Origin of the sequence: Sulfitobacter sp. CW3, from assembly GCF_019392245.1 — a bacterium.
In the GTDB taxonomy this organism is placed as follows: domain Bacteria; phylum Pseudomonadota; class Alphaproteobacteria; order Rhodobacterales; family Rhodobacteraceae; genus Sulfitobacter.
In genome coordinates this window covers 204483-229670 of the sequence record NZ_JAHXRL010000001.1, presented here as the reverse complement: position 1 = coordinate 229670, position 25188 = coordinate 204483, and the positions used below count along the sequence as shown (strand labels likewise).

The 25188-nt window shown below is 59.0% G+C and carries 27 protein-coding genes; 5 read left to right on the top strand and 22 right to left on the bottom strand.

Annotated features, from left to right (window positions below):
• Nucleotides 1-52: 52 nt before the first annotated feature.
• The 20 genes from KZZ06_RS00970 to KZZ06_RS00880 all read right to left on the bottom strand — a co-directional run bounded on the left by KZZ06_RS00970 (nucleotide 53) and on the right by KZZ06_RS00880 (nucleotide 18015).
• Entirely contained in the window at nucleotides 53-460 is a 408-nt protein-coding gene (locus tag KZZ06_RS00970; RefSeq protein ID WP_219578159.1) for an MAPEG family protein, read from the bottom strand.
• A 2-nt stretch (nucleotides 461-462) separates the two neighbouring features.
• Entirely contained in the window at nucleotides 463-1758 is a 1296-nt protein-coding gene (nuoF, locus tag KZZ06_RS00965; protein ID WP_219578158.1) for an NADH-quinone oxidoreductase subunit NuoF, read from the bottom strand.
• A gap of 73 nt (nucleotides 1759-1831) precedes the next feature.
• Nucleotides 1832-2059, bottom strand: coding sequence for a DUF5337 domain-containing protein (locus KZZ06_RS00960; protein ID WP_219578157.1), 228 nt, complete (start codon nucleotides 2057-2059; stop codon nucleotides 1832-1834).
• Between the two features lie 22 nt (nucleotides 2060-2081).
• A complete protein-coding gene (locus KZZ06_RS00955; RefSeq protein ID WP_219578156.1) occupies nucleotides 2082-2927 on the bottom strand; it encodes an endonuclease in 846 nt (281 codons plus the stop codon).
• A 32-nt stretch (nucleotides 2928-2959) separates the two neighbouring features.
• Nucleotides 2960-4234, bottom strand: coding sequence for an NADH-quinone oxidoreductase subunit E (locus KZZ06_RS00950; protein ID WP_219578155.1), 1275 nt, complete (start codon nucleotides 4232-4234; stop codon nucleotides 2960-2962).
• A gap of 81 nt (nucleotides 4235-4315) precedes the next feature.
• Nucleotides 4316-5539: an NADH-quinone oxidoreductase subunit D gene (locus tag KZZ06_RS00945; protein ID WP_219578625.1), complete on the bottom strand. Its 1224-nt coding sequence runs from the start codon at nucleotides 5537-5539 to the stop codon at nucleotides 4316-4318.
• Nucleotides 5539-5664: a hypothetical protein gene (locus KZZ06_RS22415; protein WP_008226781.1), complete on the bottom strand. Its 126-nt coding sequence runs from the start codon at nucleotides 5662-5664 to the stop codon at nucleotides 5539-5541. The genes KZZ06_RS00945 and KZZ06_RS22415 overlap by 1 nt, the downstream gene beginning before the upstream one ends.
• A 47-nt stretch (nucleotides 5665-5711) precedes the next feature.
• The gene (locus tag KZZ06_RS00940; RefSeq protein WP_219578154.1) at nucleotides 5712-6317 is read right to left on the bottom strand and encodes an NADH-quinone oxidoreductase subunit C; all 606 of its coding nucleotides are present in this window, start codon (nucleotides 6315-6317) and stop codon (nucleotides 5712-5714) included.
• Between the two features lie 9 nt (nucleotides 6318-6326).
• Nucleotides 6327-6863 (bottom strand): NADH-quinone oxidoreductase subunit B family protein, encoded by a 537-nt coding sequence (locus tag KZZ06_RS00935; RefSeq protein ID WP_093915957.1) that lies wholly within the window; start codon nucleotides 6861-6863, stop codon nucleotides 6327-6329.
• On the bottom strand, nucleotides 6854-7219 hold the full coding sequence (locus tag KZZ06_RS00930; RefSeq protein WP_093915956.1) for an NADH-quinone oxidoreductase subunit A: 366 nt from the start codon (nucleotides 7217-7219) through the stop codon (nucleotides 6854-6856). Before KZZ06_RS00930 ends, KZZ06_RS00935 begins: the two co-directional genes overlap by 10 nt.
• Before the next feature lie 181 nt (nucleotides 7220-7400).
• On the bottom strand, nucleotides 7401-8300 hold the full coding sequence (locus KZZ06_RS00925) for an NAD(P)-dependent oxidoreductase (RefSeq protein WP_219578153.1): 900 nt from the start codon (nucleotides 8298-8300) through the stop codon (nucleotides 7401-7403).
• Between the two features lie 55 nt (nucleotides 8301-8355).
• Entirely contained in the window at nucleotides 8356-9141 is a 786-nt protein-coding gene (locus KZZ06_RS00920; RefSeq protein WP_219578152.1) for a crotonase/enoyl-CoA hydratase family protein, read from the bottom strand.
• Nucleotides 9141-9998 (bottom strand): hydroxymethylglutaryl-CoA lyase, encoded by an 858-nt coding sequence (locus KZZ06_RS00915; RefSeq protein ID WP_219578151.1) that lies wholly within the window; start codon nucleotides 9996-9998, stop codon nucleotides 9141-9143. Before KZZ06_RS00915 ends, KZZ06_RS00920 begins: the two co-directional genes overlap by 1 nt.
• A gap of 53 nt (nucleotides 9999-10051) precedes the next feature.
• Nucleotides 10052-10705 carry a glutathione S-transferase family protein gene (locus tag KZZ06_RS00910; RefSeq protein ID WP_219578150.1) on the bottom strand — a complete coding sequence of 218 codons (654 nt, stop codon included), beginning with the start codon at nucleotides 10703-10705 and terminating at the stop codon, nucleotides 10052-10054.
• Entirely contained in the window at nucleotides 10702-12651 is a 1950-nt protein-coding gene (locus KZZ06_RS00905) for an acetyl/propionyl/methylcrotonyl-CoA carboxylase subunit alpha (RefSeq protein WP_219578149.1), read from the bottom strand. The genes KZZ06_RS00910 and KZZ06_RS00905 overlap by 4 nt, the downstream gene beginning before the upstream one ends.
• Before the next feature lie 123 nt (nucleotides 12652-12774).
• Entirely contained in the window at nucleotides 12775-13191 is a 417-nt protein-coding gene (locus KZZ06_RS00900; RefSeq protein ID WP_219578148.1) for an ASCH domain-containing protein, read from the bottom strand.
• Between the two features lie 10 nt (nucleotides 13192-13201).
• On the bottom strand, nucleotides 13202-14806 hold the full coding sequence (locus KZZ06_RS00895; RefSeq protein WP_219578147.1) for a carboxyl transferase domain-containing protein: 1605 nt from the start codon (nucleotides 14804-14806) through the stop codon (nucleotides 13202-13204).
• Between the two features lie 34 nt (nucleotides 14807-14840).
• Nucleotides 14841-16364, bottom strand: coding sequence for an AMP-binding protein (locus KZZ06_RS00890; RefSeq protein WP_219578146.1), 1524 nt, complete (start codon nucleotides 16362-16364; stop codon nucleotides 14841-14843).
• Nucleotides 16364-16855, bottom strand: a complete 492-nt coding sequence (locus tag KZZ06_RS00885; protein ID WP_308339987.1) for a lysozyme inhibitor LprI family protein — start codon at nucleotides 16853-16855, stop codon at nucleotides 16364-16366. Before KZZ06_RS00885 ends, KZZ06_RS00890 begins: the two co-directional genes overlap by 1 nt.
• A complete protein-coding gene (locus KZZ06_RS00880) occupies nucleotides 16852-18015 on the bottom strand; it encodes an isovaleryl-CoA dehydrogenase (protein WP_219578145.1) in 1164 nt (387 codons plus the stop codon). Before KZZ06_RS00880 ends, KZZ06_RS00885 begins: the two co-directional genes overlap by 4 nt.
• Before the next feature lie 141 nt (nucleotides 18016-18156).
• Here KZZ06_RS00880 and KZZ06_RS00875 point away from each other — a divergent pair, with 141 nt between their 5' ends.
• Entirely contained in the window at nucleotides 18157-18627 is a 471-nt protein-coding gene (locus KZZ06_RS00875) for a pyridoxamine 5'-phosphate oxidase family protein (RefSeq protein ID WP_219578144.1), read from the top strand.
• 55 nt (nucleotides 18628-18682) lie between these two features.
• Here KZZ06_RS00875 and KZZ06_RS00870 read toward each other — a convergent pair whose 3' ends face one another.
• Nucleotides 18683-19873, bottom strand: a complete 1191-nt coding sequence (locus KZZ06_RS00870) for a DegT/DnrJ/EryC1/StrS aminotransferase family protein (RefSeq protein WP_219578143.1) — start codon at nucleotides 19871-19873, stop codon at nucleotides 18683-18685.
• Between the two features lie 4 nt (nucleotides 19874-19877).
• On the bottom strand, nucleotides 19878-20549 hold the full coding sequence (locus KZZ06_RS00865) for an HAD-IA family hydrolase (protein WP_219578142.1): 672 nt from the start codon (nucleotides 20547-20549) through the stop codon (nucleotides 19878-19880).
• A 118-nt stretch (nucleotides 20550-20667) separates the two neighbouring features.
• Between KZZ06_RS00865 and glmU the strand changes: the two genes are divergently transcribed.
• Genes glmU through KZZ06_RS00845 form a run of 4 tightly spaced genes read left to right on the top strand, consistent with a single transcriptional unit; the run spans nucleotide 20668 to nucleotide 25106 of the window.
• Entirely contained in the window at nucleotides 20668-22020 is a 1353-nt protein-coding gene (gene glmU / locus KZZ06_RS00860; protein WP_219578141.1) for a bifunctional UDP-N-acetylglucosamine diphosphorylase/glucosamine-1-phosphate N-acetyltransferase GlmU, read from the top strand.
• 2 nt (nucleotides 22021-22022) lie between these two features.
• On the top strand, nucleotides 22023-23843 hold the full coding sequence (glmS, locus tag KZZ06_RS00855; protein WP_219578140.1) for a glutamine--fructose-6-phosphate transaminase (isomerizing): 1821 nt from the start codon (nucleotides 22023-22025) through the stop codon (nucleotides 23841-23843).
• Entirely contained in the window at nucleotides 23843-24400 is a 558-nt protein-coding gene (locus KZZ06_RS00850; RefSeq protein ID WP_219578139.1) for a pyridoxamine 5'-phosphate oxidase family protein, read from the top strand. The genes glmS and KZZ06_RS00850 overlap by 1 nt, the downstream gene beginning before the upstream one ends.
• Nucleotides 24393-25106, top strand: coding sequence for a DNA alkylation repair protein (locus tag KZZ06_RS00845; RefSeq protein WP_219578138.1), 714 nt, complete (start codon nucleotides 24393-24395; stop codon nucleotides 25104-25106). The genes KZZ06_RS00850 and KZZ06_RS00845 overlap by 8 nt, the downstream gene beginning before the upstream one ends.
• Nucleotides 25107-25188: the final 82 nt, after the last annotated feature.

The window sequence follows — 25188 nt, the reverse complement described above, 5'->3', positions numbered from 1 at the left end:
GCTGCAGCAGCGCGATGGCCAAGGGGTGCTGTCGCCCCCGAAATGCACCTGCCTAGAATGCCGCTATGATCGTCATAAGGATTAGCGCCAGAATACAAAACAACCCCGCCGCAAAACACATGGACCGCGCCGCCTGATTGGTTGTGCGAATGTGGAAAAATGCCATCGCGCCGCGCACGACGATAAAGGCCGACGCGAACAGGTTTACCCAGAACGGCGATGCACCGATCAAGATGGCCGCAACTGTCGCCGCGACAAACGGGCCGGACGTTTCAACGGCATTCATGAACGCACGTTCGCTGCGATACCACGGGTCGTCGTAATTACGCTTGGGTTTCCCACAGTCGCACCGGTTTTCGGATGTGCGGCCGCGTGTCGAAAAACCACCCAAAACGGTGATCAACAACGCCCACAGAGCAAGGGACGTGATCGCGTGGCTATAGGCGGCAAAGGCTTCCATGATCACTCCGCCGCCACGGCACTAACGCGACCTGTGCGCTTGTGCTTGATTCGGTCTTCGATATCGTCACGGAAGTGGCGGATCAGACCCTGGATCGGCCAGGCTGCCGCGTCGCCAAGGGCACAGATTGTGTGGCCTTCAACTTGCTTGGTGACATCCAGCAACATGTCGATCTCTTCCGGCTCGGCATCGCCGGTCACCAGACGGTCCATCACGCGCATCATCCAGCCGGTACCCTCACGACATGGCGTGCACTGGCCACAGCTTTCGTGCTTGTAGAATTTGGCCAGACGCCAGATCGCTTTGATCACGTCGGTGGAGTTATCCATGACGATGACCGCAGCCGTACCCAGACCGGACCGCTGTTCGCGCAGGTAATCGAAATCCATGATCGCGTCGCGCATCTGTGCGCCGGGGATCATCGGAACAGACGACCCGCCCGGGATCACAGCCTTGAGGTTATCCCAGCCACCGCGAATACCGCCGCAATGCTTTTCGATCAGCTCTTCGAAACCGATGCTCATCGCTTCTTCGACAACGCAGGGGTTGTTGACGTGACCGGAAATCGCAAACAGCTTGGTGCCGGCATTGTTCGGGCGACCAAAGCTCGAGAACCACTCGGGCCCGCGGCGCAGGATCGTTGGTACAACGGCAATCGATTCAACGTTGTTCACCGTGGTCGGGCAACCATAAAGGCCAGCACCCGCAGGGAATGGCGGCTTCATGCGCGGCATGCCTTTTTTGCCCTCAAGGCTTTCCAGCAATGCGGTTTCTTCGCCGCAAATATAGGCCCCTGCCCCGTGGTGCAGATAAATGTCGAAATCATACCCGGATTTGCAGGCGTTCTTGCCGACCAGACCGGCATCATAGGCCTCGTCAATCGCAGCCTGAAGCGCCTCGCGTTCGCGGATGTATTCGCCACGAATGTAGATATAGCAGGCGTTGGCCTGCATGGCGAAGCTGGCGATCAGACAGCCTTCGATCAAGGTGTGCGGATCATGGCGCATGATTTCGCGGTCTTTACAGGTGCCCGGTTCGGATTCGTCAGCGTTCACCACCAGATAGCTAGGGCGACCGTCGCTTTCCTTGGGCATGAACGACCATTTCAGGCCGGTGGGGAAACCCGCACCACCGCGACCGCGCAGGCCAGACGCCTTCAGCTGGTCGATGATCCATTCACGGCCATTCTTCAGGATATTCGCCGTGCCATCCCAATGGCCACGCGCCTGCGCGCCCTTCAGCGTCCGGTCGTGCATACCGTAGATATTGGTAAAGATGCGGTCTTGATCCTGGAGCATGTCGCTTCCCTTTATGTCTCGCAGCAGTGCTGCGCTTACTATTCTATTCCTGTGCGGCGTACCGCGTTTTATCTCAACCGTCGCGGCTGGCCGTTCGGGCCTTGCGCATCTGGTAAATGTTTATCATCGCCCAGATCAGGGCACCCAAGGCCGCAAAATCAAACAACAATGCATAGCGTCCGGGCAAGCCAAACTGCGGCGCAATCCATTGCAATGCGATCCAAAGCAACATGGTGCCTGCAATGACCAACGCCACCATCCGACCCTTGCGGGCAAGTGCGATGTTTTCTTCTTCGGTCATAAATCAGGCACCATATCAGGCTTTAGGTTTTCTTGTTACGGGCAGAGAATTCGGTGTCACCGCCAGCGGCCAGGGTTGCCGCCTGCGCCATCCAGTTGTCCCGCTGAATACGCCCTTTGAAACGCACACGTGCATCAACCCAGGTGATTTCCTCGGGCCCCCACTTGGCGATCTGGTCAAAGTGATAAAAGCCCAGCTCGTTCAACGTCTGTTCCAGCTTGGGGCCAACACCGCTGATCAATTTCAGATCGTCCGCACCGCCTGCGCGCGCTTGCGCCATGGTTTCTGGCTTGCTTTCGATAGCAGCAGCCGGAATATCCGCTAACGCTGCCGGCGCGGTCTTCTTTGCGGCGGTCTTTTTAGGCGCAGCGGCTTTTTTAGGTGCCGCAGCCTTTTTGGCCGGGGCTTTCTTGGCTTTGGGCGCTTCGTATTTATAGCTACCTTTGCGCGCGGCCAGTTCTTCTTGGCCTTTCAATGGCGTGCTTGGCTTCATCCCGGAAAACGCGGCCTTTTCCGATGCAGATGCGGCGGACGTGCCTGCGGTCGCTTCGGATGCAGCGCCGCCAACATCGGCAGACGCCGTCGCATCAGATCCAGACTGAGGAGCCGAAGACACGGGTGCAGGTGTAGGTGCGGCGGGTGCAGGCGCTGGCGCAGTCGTTCGCGCGGGAGCATCAGAGATTTTGCTGCACCACATCGTGGAAAGCACGAAAAAGGCGACCAGACCAAGGATAATGCCCAAGATCAAAGACGAGAAAAAGCCCCAGCCGAAAATCAACCAAAACAAAAGAGCGGCAACAAGGCCAATACCAGCCCCCCACCGCGTGCAGCCGCGTTTACACTGTTCTTTTTCCGTTAAGCTTGTCATGTCCGTCCCTTCATACCATTCAAGATGATTTATTATCCTTTATAGATATCATCTTTTTTGGCGCGGGACGAGAATTCTGTTTCCTCGCCGGCGGCCAGCTTTTTAGCTTGGTCAATCCAGCCGTCACGGCTGGCACGTCCCTTGAACCCGCTAAGGTGCTGATCGACCCAAGCCAGCTCGTCGGCTGTCCAGCTTGCGACTTGGTCAAAATGGAAAAAGCCCAGTTCGTTCACCAGCTTTTCAAGCTTGGGGCCAACGCCCTTGATCAGCTTGAGGTTATCCGCAGCGCCGCCGCGCGGGGCGTCCAGTGTTGCAGGTTTCGTACCGGCAGCAGCCGCGTTCTTTTCGGCTGATACTGCAATTCCGGGCTTTGGCGCAGCAGTTTTCGGCGCAGGGGCAACGCTCCCTTGTGCGGGCTTGGCAATTGCCTCGGCCCCTTTGGCTTCGCCCGGCGCTTCGGACTTTTGATCAGAACTGTCACCGACATTGCGTGGTGCAGGTTTTTGGGCTGCGGTGCGTCCACCTTGCGCGCCATCGGGGCCGCTGGGGGGCATCTGTTCATCACGCGCCGCTGCTTTTTTCGAGGTCTTACCGGCAGCTTTGCCCTGCCAAGGGGCGGTAAATGGCACCTCGGTCCCGTCAATCCGCTTGATCGTATCGCCAATATCAACAGCCAGCTGCACGCTTGCGTTATATTGGGCTTTGCCGCTGTCGTGGTCCTTGAGACTAGTCAAACCCGCCAAAGGTTCGGACGTATAACGCCCGTTCTGGGGGCCCGGCACTGGAACCTTGCCCGCTGCCATGTCATCGATCATCGCAGCGAAGCCGTCGGTGGTCAGGTCTTCGTAATAGTCCTTGCCGATCTGGGCCATTGGCGCGTTTGAACACGCACCCAAGCATTCAACTTCTTCCCACGAAAACTTGCCATCGGCGCTGATTTGATGCGGTTTGGCCGCGATCTTGTCTTTGCAGACAGCAATCAGGTCTTCGGCACCGCAGATCATGCAGGATGTCGTGCCACAAATCTGGAAATGCGCCACCTCGCCCACAGGCTGCAACTGGAACATGAAATAGAATGTCGCGACTTCGAGGCCACGGATATAGGCCAGCCCCAACATTTCGGACACATGTTCAATCGCAGGCCGGCTCAGCCAGCCTTCTTGTTCTTGGGCACGCCACAACAGCGGAATGATCGCCGATGCCTGACGGCCTTCGGGGTATTTGGTGATCTGCGCTTCGGCCCATACCTGGTTGTCGGGGGTAAAGGCAAAGCTTGTCGGTTGGTCAGGGTGTAGACGGCGCAGCATCAGATCAGGCTTTCGTTCTGGCAGAGACGGCAGGAGCCTCCGGCGGGAGTTTATTTGGCAAAATGAAAATGGCAGGTCCGCTCAACGGTCGACCTCGCCAAAGACGATATCCATGGTACCGATGATCGCCGCGACATCCGCCAGCTGGTGGCCTTTGGCCAAGTAATCCATCGCTTGCAAGTGCAGATAGCCCGGCGCGCGCAGTTTTGCGCGGTAGGGTTTGTTGGTGCCATCCGCGACAAGATACACGCCGAATTCGCCTTTGGGCGCTTCGACAGCGCAATAGACTTCGCCGGCGGGAACGTGGAACCCTTCGGTATAGAGCTTGAAGTGGTGGATCAGGCTTTCCATGTCGGTCTTCATCGCGGACCGGCTAGGCGGTGTGATCTTGCCACGTGCCAACACATCGCCCTGCCCTTCGGGTTCGCGCAGTTTCGCGATGGCCTGCTGGATGATGTAGGTCGACTGGCGCATTTCCTCCATCCGGACAAGGTAGCGGTCATAGCAATCGCCATTCACACCGGTCGGGATTTGGAATTCGAATTCGTCATAGCATTCATAGGGTTCTGCGCGACGCAAATCCCATGCCATGCCAGACCCGCGGACCATCACGCCCGAAAAACCCCAATCTTGGATGTCTTGGGCGCTGACAACACCGATATCGACATTGCGCTGTTTGAAAATACGGTTTTCGGTCAGCAACTCGTCGATATCGACCATGAAGCCGGACAGGAATTTATGCGACCATGTTTCAATGTCGTCCAGCAAGGCTGGCGGCAAATCTTGGTGCACACCGCCGGGGCGGAAATAGGCCGCGTGCAGACGGGCACCGCAGGCACGTTCGTAAAAGATCATCAGATCTTCGCGTTCCTCAAAGCCCCAAAGCGGCGGGGTCAGCGCGCCAACGTCCATCGCCTGCGTGGTCACGTTCAACAGATGTGACAGGATACGTCCGATTTCAGAATAGAGCACGCGGATCAGCGAGGCGCGACGTGGCACGACAACACCGGTCAGCTTTTCAATGGCCAGACACCAGGCATGTTCCTGGTTCATCGGGGCCACATAATCCAGCCGGTCGAAATACGGCAGGTTTTGCAGATATGTCCGGCTTTCCATCAGCTTTTCGGTGCCACGGTGCAGCAGGCCGATATGCGGATCGCAACGTTCGACAACTTCGCCGTCCAGTTCGAGCACCAGACGCAAAACGCCGTGGGCCGCAGGGTGTTGCGGGCCAAAGTTGATGTTGAAGTTACGGATTTTCTGTTCGCCGGTCAGGGCGTCTTCGAAACCTTTGGTGCCGTCCATCATTTACGCTCCAACTCGGTCAGTTTGAGGCCCACCCACCACAGCAACGCAATCGTGCCAAAGGGGACCACGCAGGCCACGGACCAATATTTATTGATGCCGAAAAACGGCAGAATCTTCACCATTGGGATGATCGTCAGGGCCGAAAGAATGAACCACCAGAGGCCTCCCATTACTTGGCCTCCGGCTTTTCGTCGCCCGGAAGGATGTATTCGGCCCCTTCCCACGGTGACATGAAATCAAACTGGCGGTATTCCTGAACCAAGGACACAGGTTCATAAACCACGCGTTTTTCAACTTCGTCATAGCGGACTTCGGTATAGCCGGTCGTCGGGAAATCTTTGCGCAGCGGATGGCCGCGGAACCCGTAGTCGGTCAGCAAACGGCGCAAATCGGGGTGGCCTGCGAACAGGATGCCGAACATGTCGAATACTTCACGCTCGAACCAGTTGGCCGACGGATGGATGCTGACAATCGACGGCACCATGTCTTCTTCGCGGGCGGCGACGCGCAGGCGAATGCGGTGGTTCTGGAACATCGACAAAAAGTGGTACACGACGTCGAACCGCTTGGCCCGACCGGGGTAATCCACAGCTGTGATATCAACCAGCGACGTCAGGCGGCAGGTTGCATCGCCTTTGATGAATTCCACCAGACCCGGCAAATTGGCCTGGGTCACGTCCATATTCAGCTCACCATGGGCGATTTCCCAGCCCAAGATGCAATCGGGGCGTTTTGCTTCGATATACGCGCCAAGTTCGTTCAGTTGTTCTGACATATCAGCCCCTTAGCGAACAATTGTGCCGGTGCGGCGCATTTTGCGCTGCAATTGCATGATGCCGTACAACAGCGCCTCTGCCGTTGGGGGGCAGCCGGGCACGTAAACGTCAACCGGCACGATCCGGTCACAGCCGCGCACCACTGAATAGCTGTAGTGGTAATAGCCGCCGCCATTGGCGCAGGATCCCATCGAAATCACGTAGCGTGGTTCGGGCATCTGGTCGTAAACCTTGCGCAGGGCCGGTGCCATTTTGTTGGTCAAGGTACCTGCCACGATCATCAAATCCGACTGGCGCGGGGATGCGCGCGGCGCGGTGCCGAACCGTTCAAGGTCATAGCGCGGCATCGAGGTGTGCATCATCTCGACCGCGCAGCACGCGAGACCGAATGTCATCCAGTGCAGCGAACCGGTGCGCGCCCAGTTAATCAGATCCTCGGTCGAGGTCAGCAGAAAGCCCTTGTCCTGCAATTCTTTGTTCAGGTTCTGGGTGGCCACATCACGGTCCATCCCGGCCGTATTGGCCCCCGCGGCTGCTACTGCCATTCCAAAGCTCCCTTTTTCCACTCATATGCAAAACCGGCGGTTAGCACGGCTAGGAAAACCATCATCGACCAGAAACCGGCCATGCTCACATCCTGAAAGGCGACCGCCCAGGGAAAGAGAAATGCAATTTCGAGGTCGAAAATGATGAAAAGAATCGACACGAGGTAGAACCGCACATCAAATTTCATCCGTGCATCGTCAAATGCGTTAAAGCCACATTCATATGCCGACACTTTTTCAGGGTCCGGATTGCGCACCGCGATCACCACGGCTGCCAACATTAAAACAAGGCCAAGGCCAATGGCCACAGCCAAGAAAATAAGGATTGGCAGGTATTCCCGCATCATCTCGTCCAAGGGGAAGCTCCTTTTGCGTATGGGGGGCGGCAATGCGCCTTACCTGTCAGGCGGCAAACCCGACTGATTGGGGTTTACCCCCCCGCTACGTCCGGGTCAACAGAACCTGCGACATTTGAAGCATCCATTTCCCGGCATGATTATGGCGCGATCATGGTCGGCTCAATGAATGTGCAGCGGTCTATTTTCTAACCGGATCAACATAGTCACGCCAGCTATGTTCCGGGGCAAAGCCTAGCATATCGCGGGCCTTATTATTCGCGAAAAATGTCTCGTTCTCGCCCATCTCGCGGGTTTTCGGGACATCTGCGTAATAGTGCGCGATCAATTCCGCTGTTGTGCGGTCCACCGAATGGTCGTCATTCGCGACATTGAACACCTCATAGCCCAGCCCGTCCGTCTCAAGGCACCGCGCCACCATCTGCCCCAGATCGCGCGCATCGATATAGGCGAATATATTGCGGCGACGCTGGTCGGGGTCGTCGATGAAGTCCGGAAAAATACGCGCATATTCATCAGGCTCGATCACGTTGTTGATTCGAAGCCCATAGACATCCGCCCCCGTCCGCGCCTGAAAACTGCGCGCGGTCGCCTCGTTACAGACCTTGGACATGGCATAACTGTCATGGGGAACGGTCGGGTGCGTCTCGTCCATGGGAATATACTGCGGCTTCATCTCTCCGTCGGCAAAACAGATACCATAGGCCGTCTCGGAAGACGCAAAGATCACCTTGCGCACCCCGGCCTTGAGCGCGGCATCAATGACATTATAGGTGCCTATCGTGTTGACACGGAACGTCTCGTTGTCTGACCGGATCAGAATGCGCGGGATCGCTGCAAAATGCACAACGGCATCGAACGCAGGCATGCCGTTGCCCGGTTCCAGCTCGGCCAGATTGGCATAGCTTTGCATAACATCGTACATCTGCCCTGCATCCGTGATGTCTGCGATGCGGTTATCCACCCCGGGATAGTCCAGCGGTTCAAGGTCGACATTCAACACCTGATGCCCTTGTTCCATCAGATAGGGCACCACATGACGCCCCGCCTTGCCGCTGCCGCCTGTAAACAAAATCCGCATGATGTTTCCCTCAATAACCGCGCTTAGGTGCGATCTAACGCAGCACGGTGGTGGGTCAACCCTTGGCCCAAGCTGGCTTGCGCTTGTCGAAAAAGGCACCGATGCCTTCGGCGGCTTCCTCTGTCTCCCATCTTGCGGCTAATGCTGCGATGGTATGTCCGACCACATCCGCATCAATGCGCGGCCCCAGATCGCGGGCCAACTGTTTTGCTGCGGCCACAGCGCCGGGCGCACAAGACAGATAGGGCACGACTTCGGCCTCGATCGCGGCATCCAGATCATCTGCCGGAACAACCCGCGCCAACAGCTCTAGATCGACCGCCTCTTGTGCCGAAAACAGACGTGCCGACATGAACACCCGGCGCGCGTGCCCCTCGCCCATGCGGGCCAGCACATAGGGCCCGATGGTCGCCGGAATGATGCCCAGCCGCGTCTCGGTGAAGCCCATCTTGAGGGTATCCACACCAATCGCCACATCGCAGACGGCCGCCATGCCGACCCCGCCGCCAAAGGCGTTGCCCTGCACCCGACCGATCAACGGTTTTGGCAGCGTGTTCAGCGCGCCCAGCATCGCGGCCAGCTTGCCAGCCTCGGCCGATCGTGTGGCCGCATCCATGTCGCGCTGCGCCTGCATCCACCCCAGATCGCCGCCCGCACAAAAGCTTTTGCCAGCCCCGGTCAAGACAACCACCCGCACGCTGTCATCCGCGCCCAGTTGTTCCGCCGCTTGGCTTAGCTCCGCGATCATCTGCGCCGACATGGCGTTGTGCTTGTCCTCGCGTGCAAGCGTCAGCGTGGCGACCCCCCGCGGGTCCGTCTCGACCCTTATCGTTTCGAACATCAACCGTTCCTCATCTGCCGTGCCATCGCGGCCGCTTCCTCGATCAAGGCTTGATCCAGCCCCGTTTCATACCCCAATGCCATCAGATGCGCATTCACCGCTTCGGTCGCCACATTGCCCGCCGCACCCGGCGCAAAGGGACAGCCGCCAAGGCCACCCACAGCCGCATCGAACACCCGCACCCCCATAGACAGCGACGCATCGATGTTATCGATTGCCCGCCCGTTGGTGTCGTGGAAATGCCCCGCAAGCCGCCCGACGGGCACCACATCGCGCACCGCCAGCAGCATCTTTGCAATGCTGTCGGGTGTCCCTGCCCCGATGGTATCGCCCAAAGACACCTCGTAGCATCCCATGGCAAACAGCCGGTCGGCCACCGCAGCAACCTGCGCAGGGGCGATCATTCCGTCATAGGGGCATTTGATGACGCAAGACACATAGCCCCTGACAGGCATGTCAACATGCCGCGCCTCTTCCAGAATGGGGACAAACCGTTCAAACGCTTCGTCAATGCTGGCGTTGATGTTCTTCTGGCTGAACCCCTCACTGGCCGAAGCAAAGATCGCGATTTCATCCGCCTTGGCCGCCACCGCATCCTCATAGCCGCGCATGTTGGGGGTCAACGCCGCATAGCGGACACCCTCGGCGCGTTTGATCCCGGTCAAAACCTCACCCGATCCCGCCATTTGCGGCACCCATTTGGGGCTGACAAAACTCGCCACCTCTATCCGGGAAAAGCCCGCCCGGCTTAGCAGATCGACCAAGGCAACCTTTTCCGCCACCGGAATTTCGCGCGCCTCGTTCTGAAGCCCGTCGCGTGGCCCAACCTCGAATATCTCACAAACGCCCTTGTCCATTTCCGTCCCTCCCCTTCATTTTGCCAAATAAACTCAAAGTAACGCCATTGGCCTCAAACGATCGGCCAAGGCTCAAAGAACGACTGCGCAAACAAAGGCATCCCTTGGGGCAGTGATTTCTGGAACCCCGCGCGCGCTGAAATGCGCCCGTACCAACCAGCCACCCGTGGATGCGCGTCCAGCTTGGCAAAGTGTTGCGCCATATAAACCGCTTGCCCCATGCCGATATCCGCCGCCGTAAAACCGCTACTCAGCAAATAGTCGCGCCCCTCCAGCCGCGCCTCAATCGCATCATAGCATTTCACCACCCTAGCGGCTTCCAGCTTCATTACAATCGGGCTACGCATGCTGTCATCACGCAAGGCGATGTGTTGCTGGGTCAGCGCCGCGCAATGCTGCGACAGGGTTTCGGCGAAATGCATCCAGACCAGCCACGCCATCCGGTCCTTTGATCCGGGCATCCGGCCAAGGTCATCGGGGCTGAACCGCTCGCACAGATATTCGCCAATGGCCCCTGTTTCAAACATGGTCTGCCCGTCGATCTCCAGCGACGGTACCCGCCCCGCAGGCGAAATCGCCAGATAACCGGGATCACGCAGGGATTTGTCGAACGGATGCACGACCACGTCAAACGGCACATCCAGTTCATGCAGCAGCCACAAGCTCCGCATCGACCGGCTTTGTGGAACGTGGTGCAGCGTGATCATGCCGCGTCGCCCTCGGCTTCGGGCTCCAGCCGCACCAGCGCCGCCCCCGCTTCGACCTGATCGCCCGCAACGGCCAAAACCTCGGCCACAATACCATCGCGCGCAGCCAGCAGGCTATGTTCCATTTTCATCGCTTCAAGCACCGCCAGACGGTCCCCCTTGGCAACGGCCTGCCCCACGACAGCATCAACGCTGCGCACCAGTCCGGGCATAGGCGCTTCGACCAGATTGCCATCGCCATGGCCACCGGCGGCACGGGCCAACGGATCGATCACATCAAAGACCAGCCCATAGCCGTCAAATACCGTGACCTGCCCGTCATGCACCGCGACAGCCGCCGCGATTTGCCCGCCCACTTGCCAGCCGCTGCCGTCACGTCGTGCTGTGATCTCGGTCCCGTCCACTTGCCAAAGCTGCTGGCTTGGCGACAATACCTGCACTTTCAACAGATGATCCTCGCCCGCCCAGCTCAGACCGACCTGACGCAACAACGGTTGCCACAAGGTGAAGCCCGCATCCCCCGCCGGTTCCAGCAGCCCCAAAGCCGCCATGCCTGCCAGCGCCGCGTGACGCGGCTGCACATCGGGCGCGACGGTCAGGCTGTCGATCTCGCGGCCGATCAGCCCCGTATCCACATCGCCCACGCCGAACCCCTGATGCCCCGCAAGCGCGCCCAGAAACGCAAGGTTGGTGACGGTGCCGCCAACTTCGCACTGCTTCAACGCCGACCGCAGTTTGGACAGGGCGATTTCACGCGTCGGTCCATGCACGATAATCTTGGCAATCATCGGATCATAAAACGGGCTGATCGTATCGCCGGCCCGCACGCCGCTGTCCGCACGGCAGCCTTGCTGGAATACCAGATGGGTCAAGGTGCCTGTCGCGGGCAGGAAGCCTTTTGGCACGTCCTCGGCATACAGCCGTGCCTCGAACGCATGGCCCGTGATGGTCAATTCCTCCTGCCGCTTGGGCAGACTTTCCCCCGCCGCGACGCGCAATTGCCATTCGACCAGATCAACACCGGTAATAGCCTCGGTTACAGGGTGTTCGACCTGAAGCCGTGTGTTCATCTCCATAAAGAAGAACCCGTCGGGGCGCAGCCCGTCCGATCCGTCCACGATAAATTCGATGGTCCCCGCACCGGCATAGCCGATCGCCTCGGCTGCCGTCACCGCCGCCTGCCCCATGGCCGCGCGCATATCATCGGTCATGCCGGGGGCTGGGGCTTCCTCGATCACCTTTTGGTGGCGCCGTTGCAGCGAACAATCGCGCTCGAACAGATGCACGGCGCTTGTGCCATCCCCTAACACCTGCACCTCGATATGGCGCGGCTTGGTCACGAATTTTTCCACCAGCACATCGGCATTGCCAAAGGCGGTTTTCGCCTCAGACCGCGCACTGTCCAGCGCCGCCTGAAAGCCATCCGCCGCCTCGACCAGACGCATGCCCTTGCCGCCGCCGCCCGCAACGGCCTTGATCAGCACCGGATAGCCAATCTTGCCCGCCTCGGCTGCCAGCAACGCATCGTCCTGATCCGCCCCATGATAGCCCGGCACAACGGGAACACCTGCCTTTATCATCAATGCCTTAGCGGCGTCTTTTAATCCCATCGCGCGGATCGCCTTGGCGGAGGGTCCGATAAACACCAGCCCGGCTGCCTCGACCGCATCAACAAAATCCGGGTTCTCTGACAAAAAACCGTAGCCGGGATGGATCGCCTGCGCGCCCGTATCCAAGGCCGCCTGAATGATCACATCACCGCGCAGATAACTCTCCGCCGGGGCCGATCCGCCAATATGCACGGCCACATCCGCCATCGCGACATGCTTCGCCCCTCGGTCCGCATCCGAATAAACCGCCACGCAGCGCACGCCCATGGCTTGGGCCGTTTCCATCACCCGGCAAGCAATTTCGCCCCGGTTTGCAATCAGGATCGTGTCAAACATGCGCCTCTCCTTCGGTCCGTTCTATCTTCATTTTGCCAAGTAAACTCCGGGGGTTTGGGGGCTGGCCCCCATTTACATCCCCGTCAGGGACCAGATGCCCTAATTGCCAAGCATCATGCCCCATCAGGCGTAATCCTCTATCAGGGTGAACCGTTCGCACATCAGCTTCATGTCGGGTTTGAACCCGCAGGTGCGATGGAAATACGCCTCGTAACTTGCGCGCCAATCGTTCAGATCGCGAAATTCGCCCTGTGCGGCGACGAATTCGGCGTCCATTTCGCTGAAACGACGGGTGGAGACCTCGACCGTTTCGATCATAAAGGCGGGCGTGCCATCCCAGTTCAGCGCAATGTCGCGACGGCCCACCTCGGGGTAGGCATCGCCGCCCGCGCCATAAGCCGATGCGGCCTCGCAGGTGGCGGTCTTTTTACCAGCACGCACCAAGGCAATGATATCTGCACATAGTTTCGGGTTGTCGCCAAAGCGGAATGTTTCCGCGTCCGGATTGGCATCGACGATCTGTTGTAGCGTTTTTGTCATGGCGATCCCCTTACATCCGGAACACGCCAAAGCGTGTATCCTCAATCGGTGCATTCAAACTGGCCCGCAGCGACAGCGACAACACATCGCGGCTTTTGCGCGGGTCGATCACGCCATCATCCCACAACCGGGCAGAGGCATAAAGCGGGTGCGACTGTTCCTCGAACATATCAATCGTGGGCTGCTTGAATGCGGCTTCGTCCTCGACGCTCCAGCTATCGCCAGCGCGTTCAATCGCGTCACGTTTGACTGTGGCCAGAACCCCCGCTGCCTGCGCGCCACCCATCACGGAAATCCGCGAATTGGGCCATGTCCACATAAAGCGCGGGGAATAGGCCCGCCCCGCCATGCCATAGTTACCCGCGCCAAACGATCCACCGACCAGCATGGTGATTTTCGGCACGTTGGTGGATGCAACGGCGGTCACCATCTTGGCCCCGTGCCGTGCAATGCCTTCGTTCTCGTATTTGCGACCCACCATGAAACCGGTGATATTTTGCAAGAACACCAACGGGATCTTGCGCTGCGAACACAGTTCAACGAAATGCGCGCCTTTCTGGGCGGATTCCGAAAACAGCACCCCGTTGTTGGCGATGATACCCACGGGGCAGCCTTTGACATGGGCGAAGCCGCACACCAGCGTTTCGCCGTAGCGCGCTTTGAATTCATCGAAACGACTGCCATCGACCAGCCGCATGATCACCTCGCGAATGTCATAGGGCGTGCGCAGATCGGCAGGCACAACACCCAGCATTTCAGCGGGGTCATAGGCGGGTTCTTCGCTGGGTTGCCATTGCACGGTTGCAGGCATCGCGCGGTTCAACCCCGCCACGGCACGGCGCGCCAGAGCCAGCGCATGGACATCATCCTCGGCCAGATAATCCGCCACACCGGACAGACGGGTGTGCACATCACCGCCGCCAAGGTCTTCGGCGGTCACAACTTCGCCAGTCGCAGCTTTGACCAGTGGTGGGCCAGCTAGGAAAATCGTGCCCTGTTCTTTGACGATAATCGACACGTCGGACATGGCAGGCACATAGGCCCCACCCGCCGTACACGACCCCATCACGACGGCGATCTGGGGGATGCCCTTGCCGCTCATCCGGGCCTGATTATAAAAAATCCGGCCAAAGTGGTCGCGGTCGGGAAATACCTCGTCTTGGTTGGGCAGGTTCGCGCCGCCACTATCAACCAGATAGATGCACGGCAGATGGTTTTCCTCGGCGATCTCTTGGGCGCGCAGGTGTTTTTTCACGCTCATCGGGAAATAGGTACCACCCTTAACCGTCGCGTCATTGCACACGATCATGCAGTCGATGCCATGCACCTGACCCACACCCGCGATCACGCCCGCGCACGGGGCCGCACCGCCATAAAGGCCATGTGCGGCCAGCCCGCCGACCTCAAGGAAAGGTGATCCGGGATCCAGCAGGTTCGCCACCCGTTCACGCGGCAGCATCTTGCCACGGCTTTCGTGACGGGCGCGGGATTTTTCGCCACCGCCGAATGCGGCGGCATCGGACGCGTCGCGCACGGTTTGCAACGCTTCAAGATGGGCGGCTTCGTTGGCTTTGAAGCCTGCCGATGAGGGCAGCGCCTGCGAGGTCAGCTTCATGTCGGTCTCCTTGAATGGATATATGTGGCGGCGGTCACGGGGTTAGCTCGCTTATCGCGAGCGCTTTGAGGTCTTTGCGGATCACCTTGCCCGTCACGGTCATGGGCAGCGCGTCCAGAAAGGTGATTTCGCGCGGGTATGAATAGCTGGCCAGACGGGTTTTGCACCAATCTTGCAAGGCTTTGCCCGTCACGTTACCACCGGGTTTGCGCACCACATAGGCCTTGACGATTTCGGTGCGCAGGGCATCGGGTTTGCCCACCACGCCGCAGGTCGCAACGCCCGGATGGGTCATCAGGCAATCCTCGATCTCGGCGGGGCCGATGCGGTAGCCGCTCGAGGTGATCACATCATCCTCGCGGCCCACGAAACGAAGATAGTCGTCTTCCCAGATGCCACGGTCGCCGGTGATCATCCAGTCGCCGCGGAACTTCCCGGCGGTCGCTTCGGGGCGCTGCCAATAGCCCAGCATCATCGCCGCCGATCCGCGCCGGATCGCAACATCGCCTTCGGCCAATGTGGGCATGCCAGTGTCATCAATGACGGCCACATCGTGCCCCGGCACGGGTTTGCCGATACATCCCGCACGGGCCGGAAACCGCGCGGCGCAACTGGACGCGACCATGTTGCATTCGGTCTGGCCGTAGAATTCGTTGATTGTCAGGCCGAACGCGCTTTGGCCCCATGTCAGCATTTCCGCGCCCAACGGTTCACCGCCCGACGCGACAGACCGCAAACCGGAAATTTGGGCCCCCGCCGCCTTGAGCATCCGCAGGGCCGTTGGCGGAAAGAACACGTTGCGCACGCTGCCGTCTGCGATAATGCGCGCACACTCTTCGGGGGAAAACTTGGGCAGCCGTGCCGCGACCACGGGCACACCCAAGGCCAGCGCCGGCATCAACACGTCAAACAGCCCGCCGATCCATGCCCAATCCGCAGGGGTCCACAGGCAATCGCCTTTCTCGCCCAACACATCATGGCTTAGCGATACGCCGGGCAAATGCCCGGTCAGAACACGATGCCCATGCACGGCACCCTTGGGGCTACCCGTGGTGCCCGATGTATAGATTAACACCGCCGGATCATCTGGTTCGGTATCTGCAAAAGGTATGGGTTCGCCCGCGATACCCACGGTATCGGCCATCCAAGCGTCGGCCAGATCGCCCAGCAGATCACGCCCCTCGGGGTCGGTCAAAACAAGGTTAATACCCGCATCCTGCACCCGCGATTTCAACGCATCATACTTGAAGAGTTTGAACAAAGGCACTGAAATCGCGCCGATTTTCCAGATCGCCAGATGAGCCGCCGCACACCACGGGCTTTGGCTAAGCAAGACACCGACGCGGGCACCCGCCTCAATACGCGGGCTCAGAAACCGCGCCAAACCATCGGCCATTTCGGACAGTTCGCCATAGGTGACATCGCGGCGCGCGCTGCCTGTCAGGTCAATGATCGCGGTTTGTCCGGCATCATGGGCCAGACATTGCGCCGCCATGTTCAACCGCGCAGGAATATCCCACGCGCCCGACGCATCCAAACCGGGCAAGCGGTCCGCCATCACCTCCCCCAAGGCTCAAGCGTCAGTGCCTGCCTGGCGGTTTGCTGCACAAGACAGCTGAGCGTCGCAGGTCCCTGCCCCGTGCCGCCCGCCCAAAGCGACGCCTCGTAGGCGCAGGCCTTGTCACGGAACGGAATCCACGCGCGCTGCATGTCGCGCAAAGCTATCGCGGCACCCGGCAAATCCTTCATCGCCGCCGGACGGTCGGCATCAAGGTTTTTGGCCTGCGCCATCGCCGTCGTGTAATGGCTGTTTAACAGGCCATCCCAATACGACAACTCGCGATCCAGACAGCCGCCCATGCCAATGGTGCTGTGCCCACCGGGGGTGTCTTCCATGCATTGTTCCGCCGACGCACCGGCGCAGTCGATCTTTGCGCCATAGCTTTCGGCGACTTCAAGGCAGGTTTGCGTGCCCCTGTCCGTATATTGCAAATCTTGGGCCATGACCGGTGCAGCCAATAGCGCCAAGACAGCGGTCAGCCGGATCACGCCATCGATCCCATCATCTCGCGGCCCACCAGCATGCGACGGATTTCGGATGTACCGGCACCGATCTCCATCAGCTTGGCATCGCGGAAAATACGACCCACGGGGTTGTCGGACAGATAGCCCGCACCGCCCATCGCCTGTACCGCTTGATGCGCCTGTTTCATGGCCTCTTCTGATGCATACAGACAGCAGGCCGCCGCATCGGCGCGGGTCACATCGCCACGATCACAGGCCTTGGCGACCTCATAAACATAGGCGCGGGCTGAATTCATCGCGGTGTACATATCCGCCATCTTGCCCTGCATCAGTTGGAAGTTGCCGATGGGCTGCCCAAATTGCTTGCGCTGCGCCATATAGGGCATGATTTCATCCAAGCACGCGGCCATGATCCCCAGACCGATGCCTGCCAGAACGACGCGTTCGTAATCAAGGCCCGACATCAGAACCCGCACGCCGCGTCCCTCTTCGCCCAAGACATTCTCGAACGGGACTTCGACGTCGTCAAAAATCAGCTCGGCGGTGTTTGATCCGCGCATCCCAAGCTTGTCGAAATGCGGGCTGGTGGTGAAGCCCTTCATCGATTTCTCGATCAGAAATGCCGTGATCCCCTTGGACCCCGCATCGGGATCGGTCTTGGCATAGACGACCAGCGTATCGGCATCGGGGCCGTTGGTGATCCAGTATTTATTGCCGGACAGACGGTAGTGATCGTTGCGCTTTTCGGCGCGCAGCTTCATCGACACCACGTCGCTGCCCGCTGACGGCTCCGACATGGCCAACGCACCGACATGAGTACCCGAACACAGCCCCGGCAAGAACTTTGCCTTTTGTTCAGGGGTGCCATTCAGACTAATCTGGTTGACGCATAGGTTGGAATGCGCGCCATAGGATAGCGAAACCGAGGCCGAGGCCCGCGCGATTTCCTCAACCGCGACGGTATGCGCGACATAGCCCATGCCCGTGCCGCCGAATTCCTCGTTCACGGTCATGCCCAGCAGACCAAGGCTGCCCATCTCTTCCCACAGCTCGGGCGGGAATTCGTTTTTCTGGTCGATGCTGGCGGCCATCGGCTTTACCCGTTCCTGCGCCCAGCGATGCACCATATCGCGCAGATCATTCACATCGTCGCCCAAATCAAATTTCATGCTGGCGTTGAACATGGACCCCTCCCAGAGTTTATTGAACAGTTGTTCATTACCTTACACTCCCAGAGGATTTGGTCAAGCAAATCTCAAGCCTGCGGGAACCTCAAAGCAGCTTTGGTCGTTGAACATGGAAAGCAAATATAAGGATGATTTACCATGACCGACACATTGAAGGAAGAATTCTGGGACCGCATCGAAGACATCCGCACAGGGATGTTGGGAACCGACAACGCGCGCGCCGTCCCGATGAGCCACTATGCTGATAAAGATGCAAACGTGCTGTGGTTCATCACCGCCACTGGCACCGATCTGGCGAAAACCGCGCAAACGGGCGCATCCGCAGAATATGTTGTCATCAGCGACGATGAACATCTCTACGCGCGGATTGATGGCAAGGTTCAAGCCGTCACTAATCCTGCGAAACTGGAAGAGCTATGGTCTGCGGTTGCGGACGCATGGTTCGAAGATGGCCGTATCGATGACGATGTTCAGCTTGTTCGCATGGACCTGTCGGGGGCCGAAGTCTGGGCGACCGGTGGCAGCCTTTCCTTCATTTACGAGATCGCCAAGGCGCACATCACCGATGAAAAGCCTGACATGGGCCAGCACGGCACCATCCGGTTCTAATCCACATAAGACGACCAAATGAAATCAGGGCGCTTACCAGCGCCCTTTTTTCGTTTCACGCCTGCTGAAAGACTGCGCTGACCTCTTCGCGGATGATCCGTGCGATCAGCGTGCAATCCTCGATGCTAAACGTCAGGGGCACACGCATGTCGATCAGCCCTGCCAGCACCGCGTCACTTTTGGGCAGCGGCACCGACGGGGCATAGCGCCAACTGTCGTAGCGGCTGGTAAACCCCAAAGGTTCGGCGGCACCGAACCATTTCAGCTCGACCCCGCGGTTCAGACAGCGCCCCAAAACGTCCCGAACCCTGTCGGATGACCAGCCTTGCAGCAAAAACTGGATAGACGATCCCACGATGCTGTCGCGTGCGGCCCGTTCAATCACCGTCAAACCCGGTGTGTTGCGCAACCCTGTCTCGACCGTGAAATAGCGTTCGTTCCAGCGCGCCACCTGTTCGTTCAGGTTCCGCAACTGGGGCCGCAGCAGTGCCGCGCGCAGATTGTCCATGCGCCCCGAAATATTGGGCGTCTCGTATTTGATTTGGGCAAACGCTTCGGCTGGGGGCGCGGCCAAATGTTTGTCATACAACATATACGACCCCGACAGCATGATCGCGCGGGCGGCCATCTCTGCATCATCCGTGACCAGCAGACCGCCCTCGCCCGCATTGACGTGCTTGTAGGTCTGGCAGGAATAGCACCCGATCGCCCCGTGCCGCCCCGAAGGCACGCCGTTCCACGCGGCCCCCATCGTATGCGCGCAATCTTCGATCACCGCCACACCCGCCGCACCACACAGCGCCATCAGCGCGTCCATATCGCAGATGTGCCCACGCATATGGCTCAGCAGCAAAACATCCGCTTGATCCAGCTTGCTTGCCAGATCATCAAGATCAATCACCAGCCCGTCGGTCACATCCACAAACACAGGTTCCGCCCCGACAGCAGCAATGGCACCCGGCACAGGGGCCAGTGTAAAGGCGTTCGACAACACCCGGTCGCCCGGTTTCACACCGACAGCCCGCAGCGCCGTGGCCATCGCATACCCCCCCGAGGCGACAGCCACACAGTATTTCGCACCGACCAGCGCCGCGAATTCCTGCTCAAGCAACGCAGTTTCCGCAATCTCGTCCGTGGCAGTATTATAGCGATGCAGCCTGCCATGCCGCATCACGGCGATTGCGGCCTCGATTGCGTCTTCTGGAATGGGTTCTTGCTGGGTAAAATTGCCTTTGAATACGTCCATGCGTTCAGATTTCCCCGATCAGGCTTGGCACCAAGGCAGGCAGATGCGCGTAATCATGCAGCAACGCTTCGGGTTTGAGCGCGGCCATATCCTCGCCCGAGGGGCCGAAGGTGACCAGAATGCAAGGCACGCCAGCCGCCGCGGCGGTATTACGGTCGGTACTGGTGTCGCCGACCAGACAGCATTGCGCAGGGTCGCCCCCCGCACGCCGCGCGGTCTCGAACAGGTGTTCGGGGTCGGGCTTGCGCACGGCAAGGCTGTCGGCCCCCAACATCGCCCCGAATGCATCGCGCACGCCCAGACGGGTCAGCAATGTATGCGCCAGCCCTTCGGGTTTATTGGTACAGATCGCCACCCGGTAACCGGCAAGTTTCAACGCCTCGACCGCATCCATCGCGCCCGGGTACAGCACGGTATGAGTGTCGATATTATTAGCATAAGCCTTTAAGAGAACGGGATAATAACGGTCAATCGTCGCCTCGTCGCCTAACCGGTTCAACCGTTCCATCCCTAGGCGCAGCATCGCCCGACCGCCCTTTAACGCCGTGCCCGCGTCAAGGCGCGCATCCAGCAGATCGCCCGCCCCCATATCGCGGAAACATGCGTTAGCTGCGGCGATCAGGTCACCGCTTGTGTCTGCCAATGTGCCGTCCAGATCGAATACAACCGTTTTCATCGGCGCTCCTTTGCTTAGTCATGTTGCAGGCCGAAATCTTCTTTGATCGCTGCTAGCCTTGCGCATAAACGCCAACAAGGTAAAGAGAACCTCAGTCAATTTATTAAAGAGATTATATATGGAAGTCGCACTTATCATCCTGGCCGCAGGCAAGGGAACGCGGATGCAATCGGATCTACCAAAGGTCCTGCACCCCGTCGCCCAAGCACCCCTGCTGGAACATGCGATGGCGTCAGGTGCGGCCGTATCTCCCGCGCGTACCGTCGTTGTTGCAGGCCACGGGGCCGATCAAGTGCGCGCCGCCGCCCAGGCGTTTGATGAAGACGCGCAGGTCGTTGTTCAAGAGGAACAGTTGGGCACCGCCCATGCCGTTGGACAAGCCCGCGAGGCGCTGGAAGGTTTTGATGGCACGGCGATCGTTCTGTATGGCGACACGCCTTTTGTTCAACCCGAAACGCTGGAGGCAATGTGCGATGCATTGCGCGACAATGACGTGGTTGTACTGGGGTTTGAGGCCGCCGATCCGGCGCGCTATGGCCGTCTGGTGATGCAGGGCGATAGTCTGGACCGGATCGTCGAATTCAAAGACGCAACAGATCAAGAACGCGCCATAACCCTATGTAATAGCGGTGTTGTTGCCTGCAAATCTGATCTGCTATTTGATCTGATCGATGCTGTTGGAAACGACAACGCGTCCAAGGAATATTATCTGACAGATGTCATCGGCATTGCACGCGCGCGCGGTCTTAAGGCGACCACAGTGACCTGCACCGAAGCCGAGACAATGGGCGTGAATTCGCGCGCGGACCTTGCTGTCGCAGATGCTGCATTTCAGGCACGCACCCGCGCTGCCATGCTGGAACAGGGCGTTACCTTGATGGCCCCCGAAACCGTCTATTTCGCCCGCGACACCTATATTGGTGGCGACACGGTGATCGAACCCAACGTGGTGTTCGGCCCCGGCGTGACCATCGAAAACGGTGCCACCATTCGTGCATTCAGCCACCTCGAAGGGTGCCATGTGTCGCGCGGCGGCATTATCGGCCCCTACGCCCGCCTGCGCCCCGGCACAGAACTGGCCGAAGACGTGCGCATCGGCAATTTCGTCGAGGTCAAGAATGCCCAGATCGACGAAGGGGCCAAGGTCAACCACCTCAGCTATATCGGCGATGCCACGATTGGCAAAAAATCGAACATCGGCGCAGGGACGATCACCTGCAACTATGATGGCGTGATGAAGCATCACACCCATATCGGCGCGAACGCGTTTATCGGATCCAACACCATGCTGGTCGCACCCGTCCATATCGGCGACGGGGCCATGACCGGGTCTGGGTCTGTTATTACATCCGACGTCGAATCCGACGCGTTGGCATTGGCGCGTGCACCACAAGTCGAAAAACCGGGCATGGCGCGGAAAATGTTCGAAATGTTAAAGGCCAAAAAGGCCAAACAGCAGAGAGGCAGCTAATTATGTGCGGTATTGTCGGGGTCCTTGGTCAGCACGAAGCTGCACCCATCCTTGTTGAAGCGTTGAAACGTCTGGAATATCGCGGCTATGACAGCGCCGGTATTGCCACGGTTAATGATGGGCACCTTGAACGCCGCCGCGCGGTCGGCAAGTTGGTAAACCTGTCGGATTTGCTGGTGCATGAACCGTTGGCTGGCAAGTCTGGCATCGGCCACACCCGCTGGGCCACCCACGGTGCGCCCTCTGTCACCAACGCCCACCCGCATCAGGCCGGCCCTGTCGCGGTTGTGCACAATGGTATCATTGAGAACTTTCGCGAATTGCGCACCGAATTGGCCGCACTTGGTGCCAACTTCGTCACCGAAACCGACACCGAAACCGTCGCGTTGCTGACCCAGCACTATATGTCCCAAGGGCTAAGCCCGGTTGACGCCGCGACCAAGACTTTGACCCGTCTGCAAGGGGCCTTTGCCTTGGCGTTTCTGTTCGATGGCGAAGAAGACCTGATGATTGGCGCGCGCAAAGGTGCGCCCTTGGCTGTCGGGCACGGCGACAATGAAATGTTCCTGGGCAGTGATGCAATTGCCCTATCGCCGATGACCAACCGCATCACCTATCTCGAAGAAGGCGACCGCGTAATCCTTACGCGCAACTCGTTCGAGATTTTCGATGCCAATGGATCACGGGCGAACCGCGCCATTAAAACCATCAGCCTTGACAGCACCCGCGTCGACAAGGCGGGGCATAAACACTTTATGGCCAAAGAGATCGCAGAGCAGCCCAGCGTCATTGCAGAAGCCCTGAGCCACTATGTGAGTGCCGATAACGTGATTTCCCTGCCCGATCCCGGCCTGGACTTCAACAGTTTTGACCGCATCACAATGGTCGCCTGCGGCACGGCATATTACGCCTGCCTGACAGCAAAATACTGGTTCGAACAAATCGCGCGCCTACCGGTCGAGGTCGATTTCGCGTCTGAATTCCGCTACCGTGAACCGCCCATTCCGGGCCGCACGCTGGCCATGTTCGTCAGCCAATCCGGTGAAACCGCCGATACCCTTGCCGCGTTGCGCTATTGTGATGGCAAGGCTGACAAAATTGCGTCTGTCGTCAACGTCACCGAATCCTCGATTGCACGCGAAAGCGATCTGGCCTTGCCGATCCACGCGGGCGTCGAAGTCGGCGTGGCATCCACCAAAGCCTTCACCTGCCAGTTGACAGTGCTTTTCCTGTTGACCCTCAAAGCCGCAGTTGATCGCGGCACCATCACCCAGGACCAACTGGCCGATCACATGTCGGCTTTGCGCTCAATACCATCGCTGATCAACACCGCGCTCGAGCAAAACGCCACGATCCGCGATGCTGCACAAAAACTGTCCTCGGCGCGCGATGTACTGTTTTTGGGCCGTGGCGCGATGTTCCCCCTCGCCCTTGAAGGCGCGCTAAAACTAAAAGAAATCAGCTACATACACGCCGAAGCTTATGCATCAGGCGAACTCAAACACGGGCCCATCGCGTTGGTAGATGAAAACGTGCCAGTGGTCGTCATGGCCCCCAAGGACACACTGTTCGATAAAACCGTCAGCAACATGCAAGAGGTCATGGCACGCAAGGGCAAGGTCATTCTGATCTCTGATCGCTCGGGTCTTGATGAGGCCGCAGAAGGCACATGGGCGCAGATCGAAATGCCCCCCGTCGCCGATGCGCTGGCACCGATCCTTTATGCCATTCCCGCGCAATTGCTGGCCTATCACACTGCCATCGCCAAAGGCACTGATGCCGACCAGCCGCGTAACCTCGCCAAATCTGTAACGGTTGAGTAATGGCCAAGCAGTTCGACCACATCAGCGATGACCAACGCGACTTCATCCAGGCGCAGCATATGTTCTTTTGCGGCACTGCGGCTGAGGATGGGCGCGTTAACATCTCGCCCAAGGGCATGGACAGCCTGCGAGTACTGGGGCCGAACCGCATCGTCTGGCGCAATATGACAGGGTCCGGCAATGAAACCGCCGGGCATCTGGCGCGCGTCAACCGCATGACGCTGATGTGGTGCGGCTTTGAAACGCGACCGATGATCATGCGCGCCTATGGCACCGCGCGGGCACTGCACCCCCGCGATGCCGATTTTGCACCGCTGCAAGAGCTGTTTCCAGCGGCCCTTGGCACCCGCCAGATCTATGACATGACCGTCAATCTGCTCCAGACAAGCTGCGGCTATGCCGTGCCATTTTACGACCACGCAGGCGACCGCGACGTTCTCAAGAAATGGGCCGATGACAAAGGCGCAAGCGCGATTGAAACCTATTGGGGCGACCGCAACCACACCACGATTGACGGGTTGCCCACATATATCACTCAGGACCAAACAGATGCATGAGCCCTATCTGGCACAACTCACATCGCTTGCCGACCCGGCACGCGTCGAACAGATGCACGCCTATCACAAAATCGACCGCCCCTATCTGGGCGTGACCAATCCCGATATTAACGACCTGACCAAAACATGGCGGGCCGAACTGGAGCTGGCCGACCGCATCACGCTCGCCGACGCGCTGTGGCATACCGATATATTCGAGGCCCGCGTGGCCGCCGCCAAACTGCTGACGCAGGCGCGACTGCGCCCAAATGACGAACCCGCATGGCAAATGCTGCAAAGCTGGGTGCCCGAATTTGACAGCTGGGCCATCGCCGACCACGTTTGCATGGCGATCCAGAAACGCCTGATCGCCGATCCGACCCGTCTTGATACCGTCGAAAACTGGACAACATCAGATCAGCTTTGGACCAAACGCGCCGCCCTCGTGGCGACCTTGCCTTGGACAAAGCAGAACAACCCAAAACCCGAAGAATTGGCCGCGCGCGAACGCATCTTGGGCTGGGCCGCAAGTTATTTACCGGTCAAAAACGGCATCATGCAAAAGGCCATCGCCTGGTGGGTCCGCGACCTCAGCCGCCATGACCCTTCCCGCGCCCAGCTTTTCATTGATGAGAACAGCCACCACATGAAACCCTACGCGATCAAGGAAGCTTCGCGCCACCTGCCCCCGGTACATGAAAACACCGAACCCGCGCCAAACACCTGATCCGCATTCTCTGGCTCATAAATATCCCGGGGGTCTCGGGGGGCTGGCCCCCCGTACGCCGCACGCCGCACGCCGCAAAAAA

What these genes read in the sequence shown, in the direction of transcription:
- KZZ06_RS00920 (WP_219578152.1), bottom strand. Translation starts at nt 9,141, where the DNA reads ATGTTCGAAACGATAAGGGTCGAGACGGACCCGCGGGGGGTCGCCACG.
- KZZ06_RS22415 (WP_008226781.1), bottom strand. Translation starts at nt 5,664, where the DNA reads ATGGTGAAGATTCTGCCGTTTTTCGGCATCAATAAATATTGGTCCGTG.
- KZZ06_RS00945 (WP_219578625.1), bottom strand. Translation starts at nt 5,539, where the DNA reads ATGGACGGCACCAAAGGTTTCGAAGACGCCCTGACCGGCGAACAGAAA.
- KZZ06_RS00935 (WP_093915957.1), bottom strand. Translation starts at nt 6,863, where the DNA reads ATGGCAGTAGCAGCCGCGGGGGCCAATACGGCCGGGATGGACCGTGAT.
- KZZ06_RS00900 (WP_219578148.1), bottom strand. Translation starts at nt 13,191, where the DNA reads ATGACAAAAACGCTACAACAGATCGTCGATGCCAATCCGGACGCGGAA.
- KZZ06_RS00910 (WP_219578150.1), bottom strand. Translation starts at nt 10,705, where the DNA reads ATGATCACGCTGCACCACGTTCCACAAAGCCGGTCGATGCGGAGCTTG.
- nuoF (WP_219578158.1), bottom strand. Translation starts at nt 1,758, where the DNA reads ATGCTCCAGGATCAAGACCGCATCTTTACCAATATCTACGGTATGCAC.
- KZZ06_RS00915 (WP_219578151.1), bottom strand. Translation starts at nt 9,998, where the DNA reads ATGGACAAGGGCGTTTGTGAGATATTCGAGGTTGGGCCACGCGACGGG.
- glmU (WP_219578141.1), top strand. Translation starts at nt 20,668, where the DNA reads ATGGAAGTCGCACTTATCATCCTGGCCGCAGGCAAGGGAACGCGGATG.
- KZZ06_RS00960 (WP_219578157.1), bottom strand. Translation starts at nt 2,059, where the DNA reads ATGACCGAAGAAGAAAACATCGCACTTGCCCGCAAGGGTCGGATGGTG.
- KZZ06_RS00905 (WP_219578149.1), bottom strand. Translation starts at nt 12,651, where the DNA reads ATGTTTGACACGATCCTGATTGCAAACCGGGGCGAAATTGCTTGCCGG.
- KZZ06_RS00845 (WP_219578138.1), top strand. Translation starts at nt 24,393, where the DNA reads ATGCATGAGCCCTATCTGGCACAACTCACATCGCTTGCCGACCCGGCA.
- KZZ06_RS00950 (WP_219578155.1), bottom strand. Translation starts at nt 4,234, where the DNA reads ATGCTGCGCCGTCTACACCCTGACCAACCGACAAGCTTTGCCTTTACC.
- KZZ06_RS00865 (WP_219578142.1), bottom strand. Translation starts at nt 20,549, where the DNA reads ATGAAAACGGTTGTATTCGATCTGGACGGCACATTGGCAGACACAAGC.
- KZZ06_RS00955 (WP_219578156.1), bottom strand. Translation starts at nt 2,927, where the DNA reads ATGACAAGCTTAACGGAAAAAGAACAGTGTAAACGCGGCTGCACGCGG.
- KZZ06_RS00890 (WP_219578146.1), bottom strand. Translation starts at nt 16,364, where the DNA reads ATGGCGGACCGCTTGCCCGGTTTGGATGCGTCGGGCGCGTGGGATATT.
- KZZ06_RS00970 (WP_219578159.1), bottom strand. Translation starts at nt 460, where the DNA reads ATGGAAGCCTTTGCCGCCTATAGCCACGCGATCACGTCCCTTGCTCTG.
- KZZ06_RS00940 (WP_219578154.1), bottom strand. Translation starts at nt 6,317, where the DNA reads ATGTCAGAACAACTGAACGAACTTGGCGCGTATATCGAAGCAAAACGC.
- KZZ06_RS00895 (WP_219578147.1), bottom strand. Translation starts at nt 14,806, where the DNA reads ATGAAGCTGACCTCGCAGGCGCTGCCCTCATCGGCAGGCTTCAAAGCC.
- KZZ06_RS00925 (WP_219578153.1), bottom strand. Translation starts at nt 8,300, where the DNA reads ATGCGGATTTTGTTTACAGGCGGCAGCGGCAAGGCGGGGCGTCATGTG.
- glmS (WP_219578140.1), top strand. Translation starts at nt 22,023, where the DNA reads ATGTGCGGTATTGTCGGGGTCCTTGGTCAGCACGAAGCTGCACCCATC.
- KZZ06_RS00875 (WP_219578144.1), top strand. Translation starts at nt 18,157, where the DNA reads ATGACCGACACATTGAAGGAAGAATTCTGGGACCGCATCGAAGACATC.
- KZZ06_RS00870 (WP_219578143.1), bottom strand. Translation starts at nt 19,873, where the DNA reads ATGGACGTATTCAAAGGCAATTTTACCCAGCAAGAACCCATTCCAGAA.
- KZZ06_RS00850 (WP_219578139.1), top strand. Translation starts at nt 23,843, where the DNA reads ATGGCCAAGCAGTTCGACCACATCAGCGATGACCAACGCGACTTCATC.
- KZZ06_RS00880 (WP_219578145.1), bottom strand. Translation starts at nt 18,015, where the DNA reads ATGTTCAACGCCAGCATGAAATTTGATTTGGGCGACGATGTGAATGAT.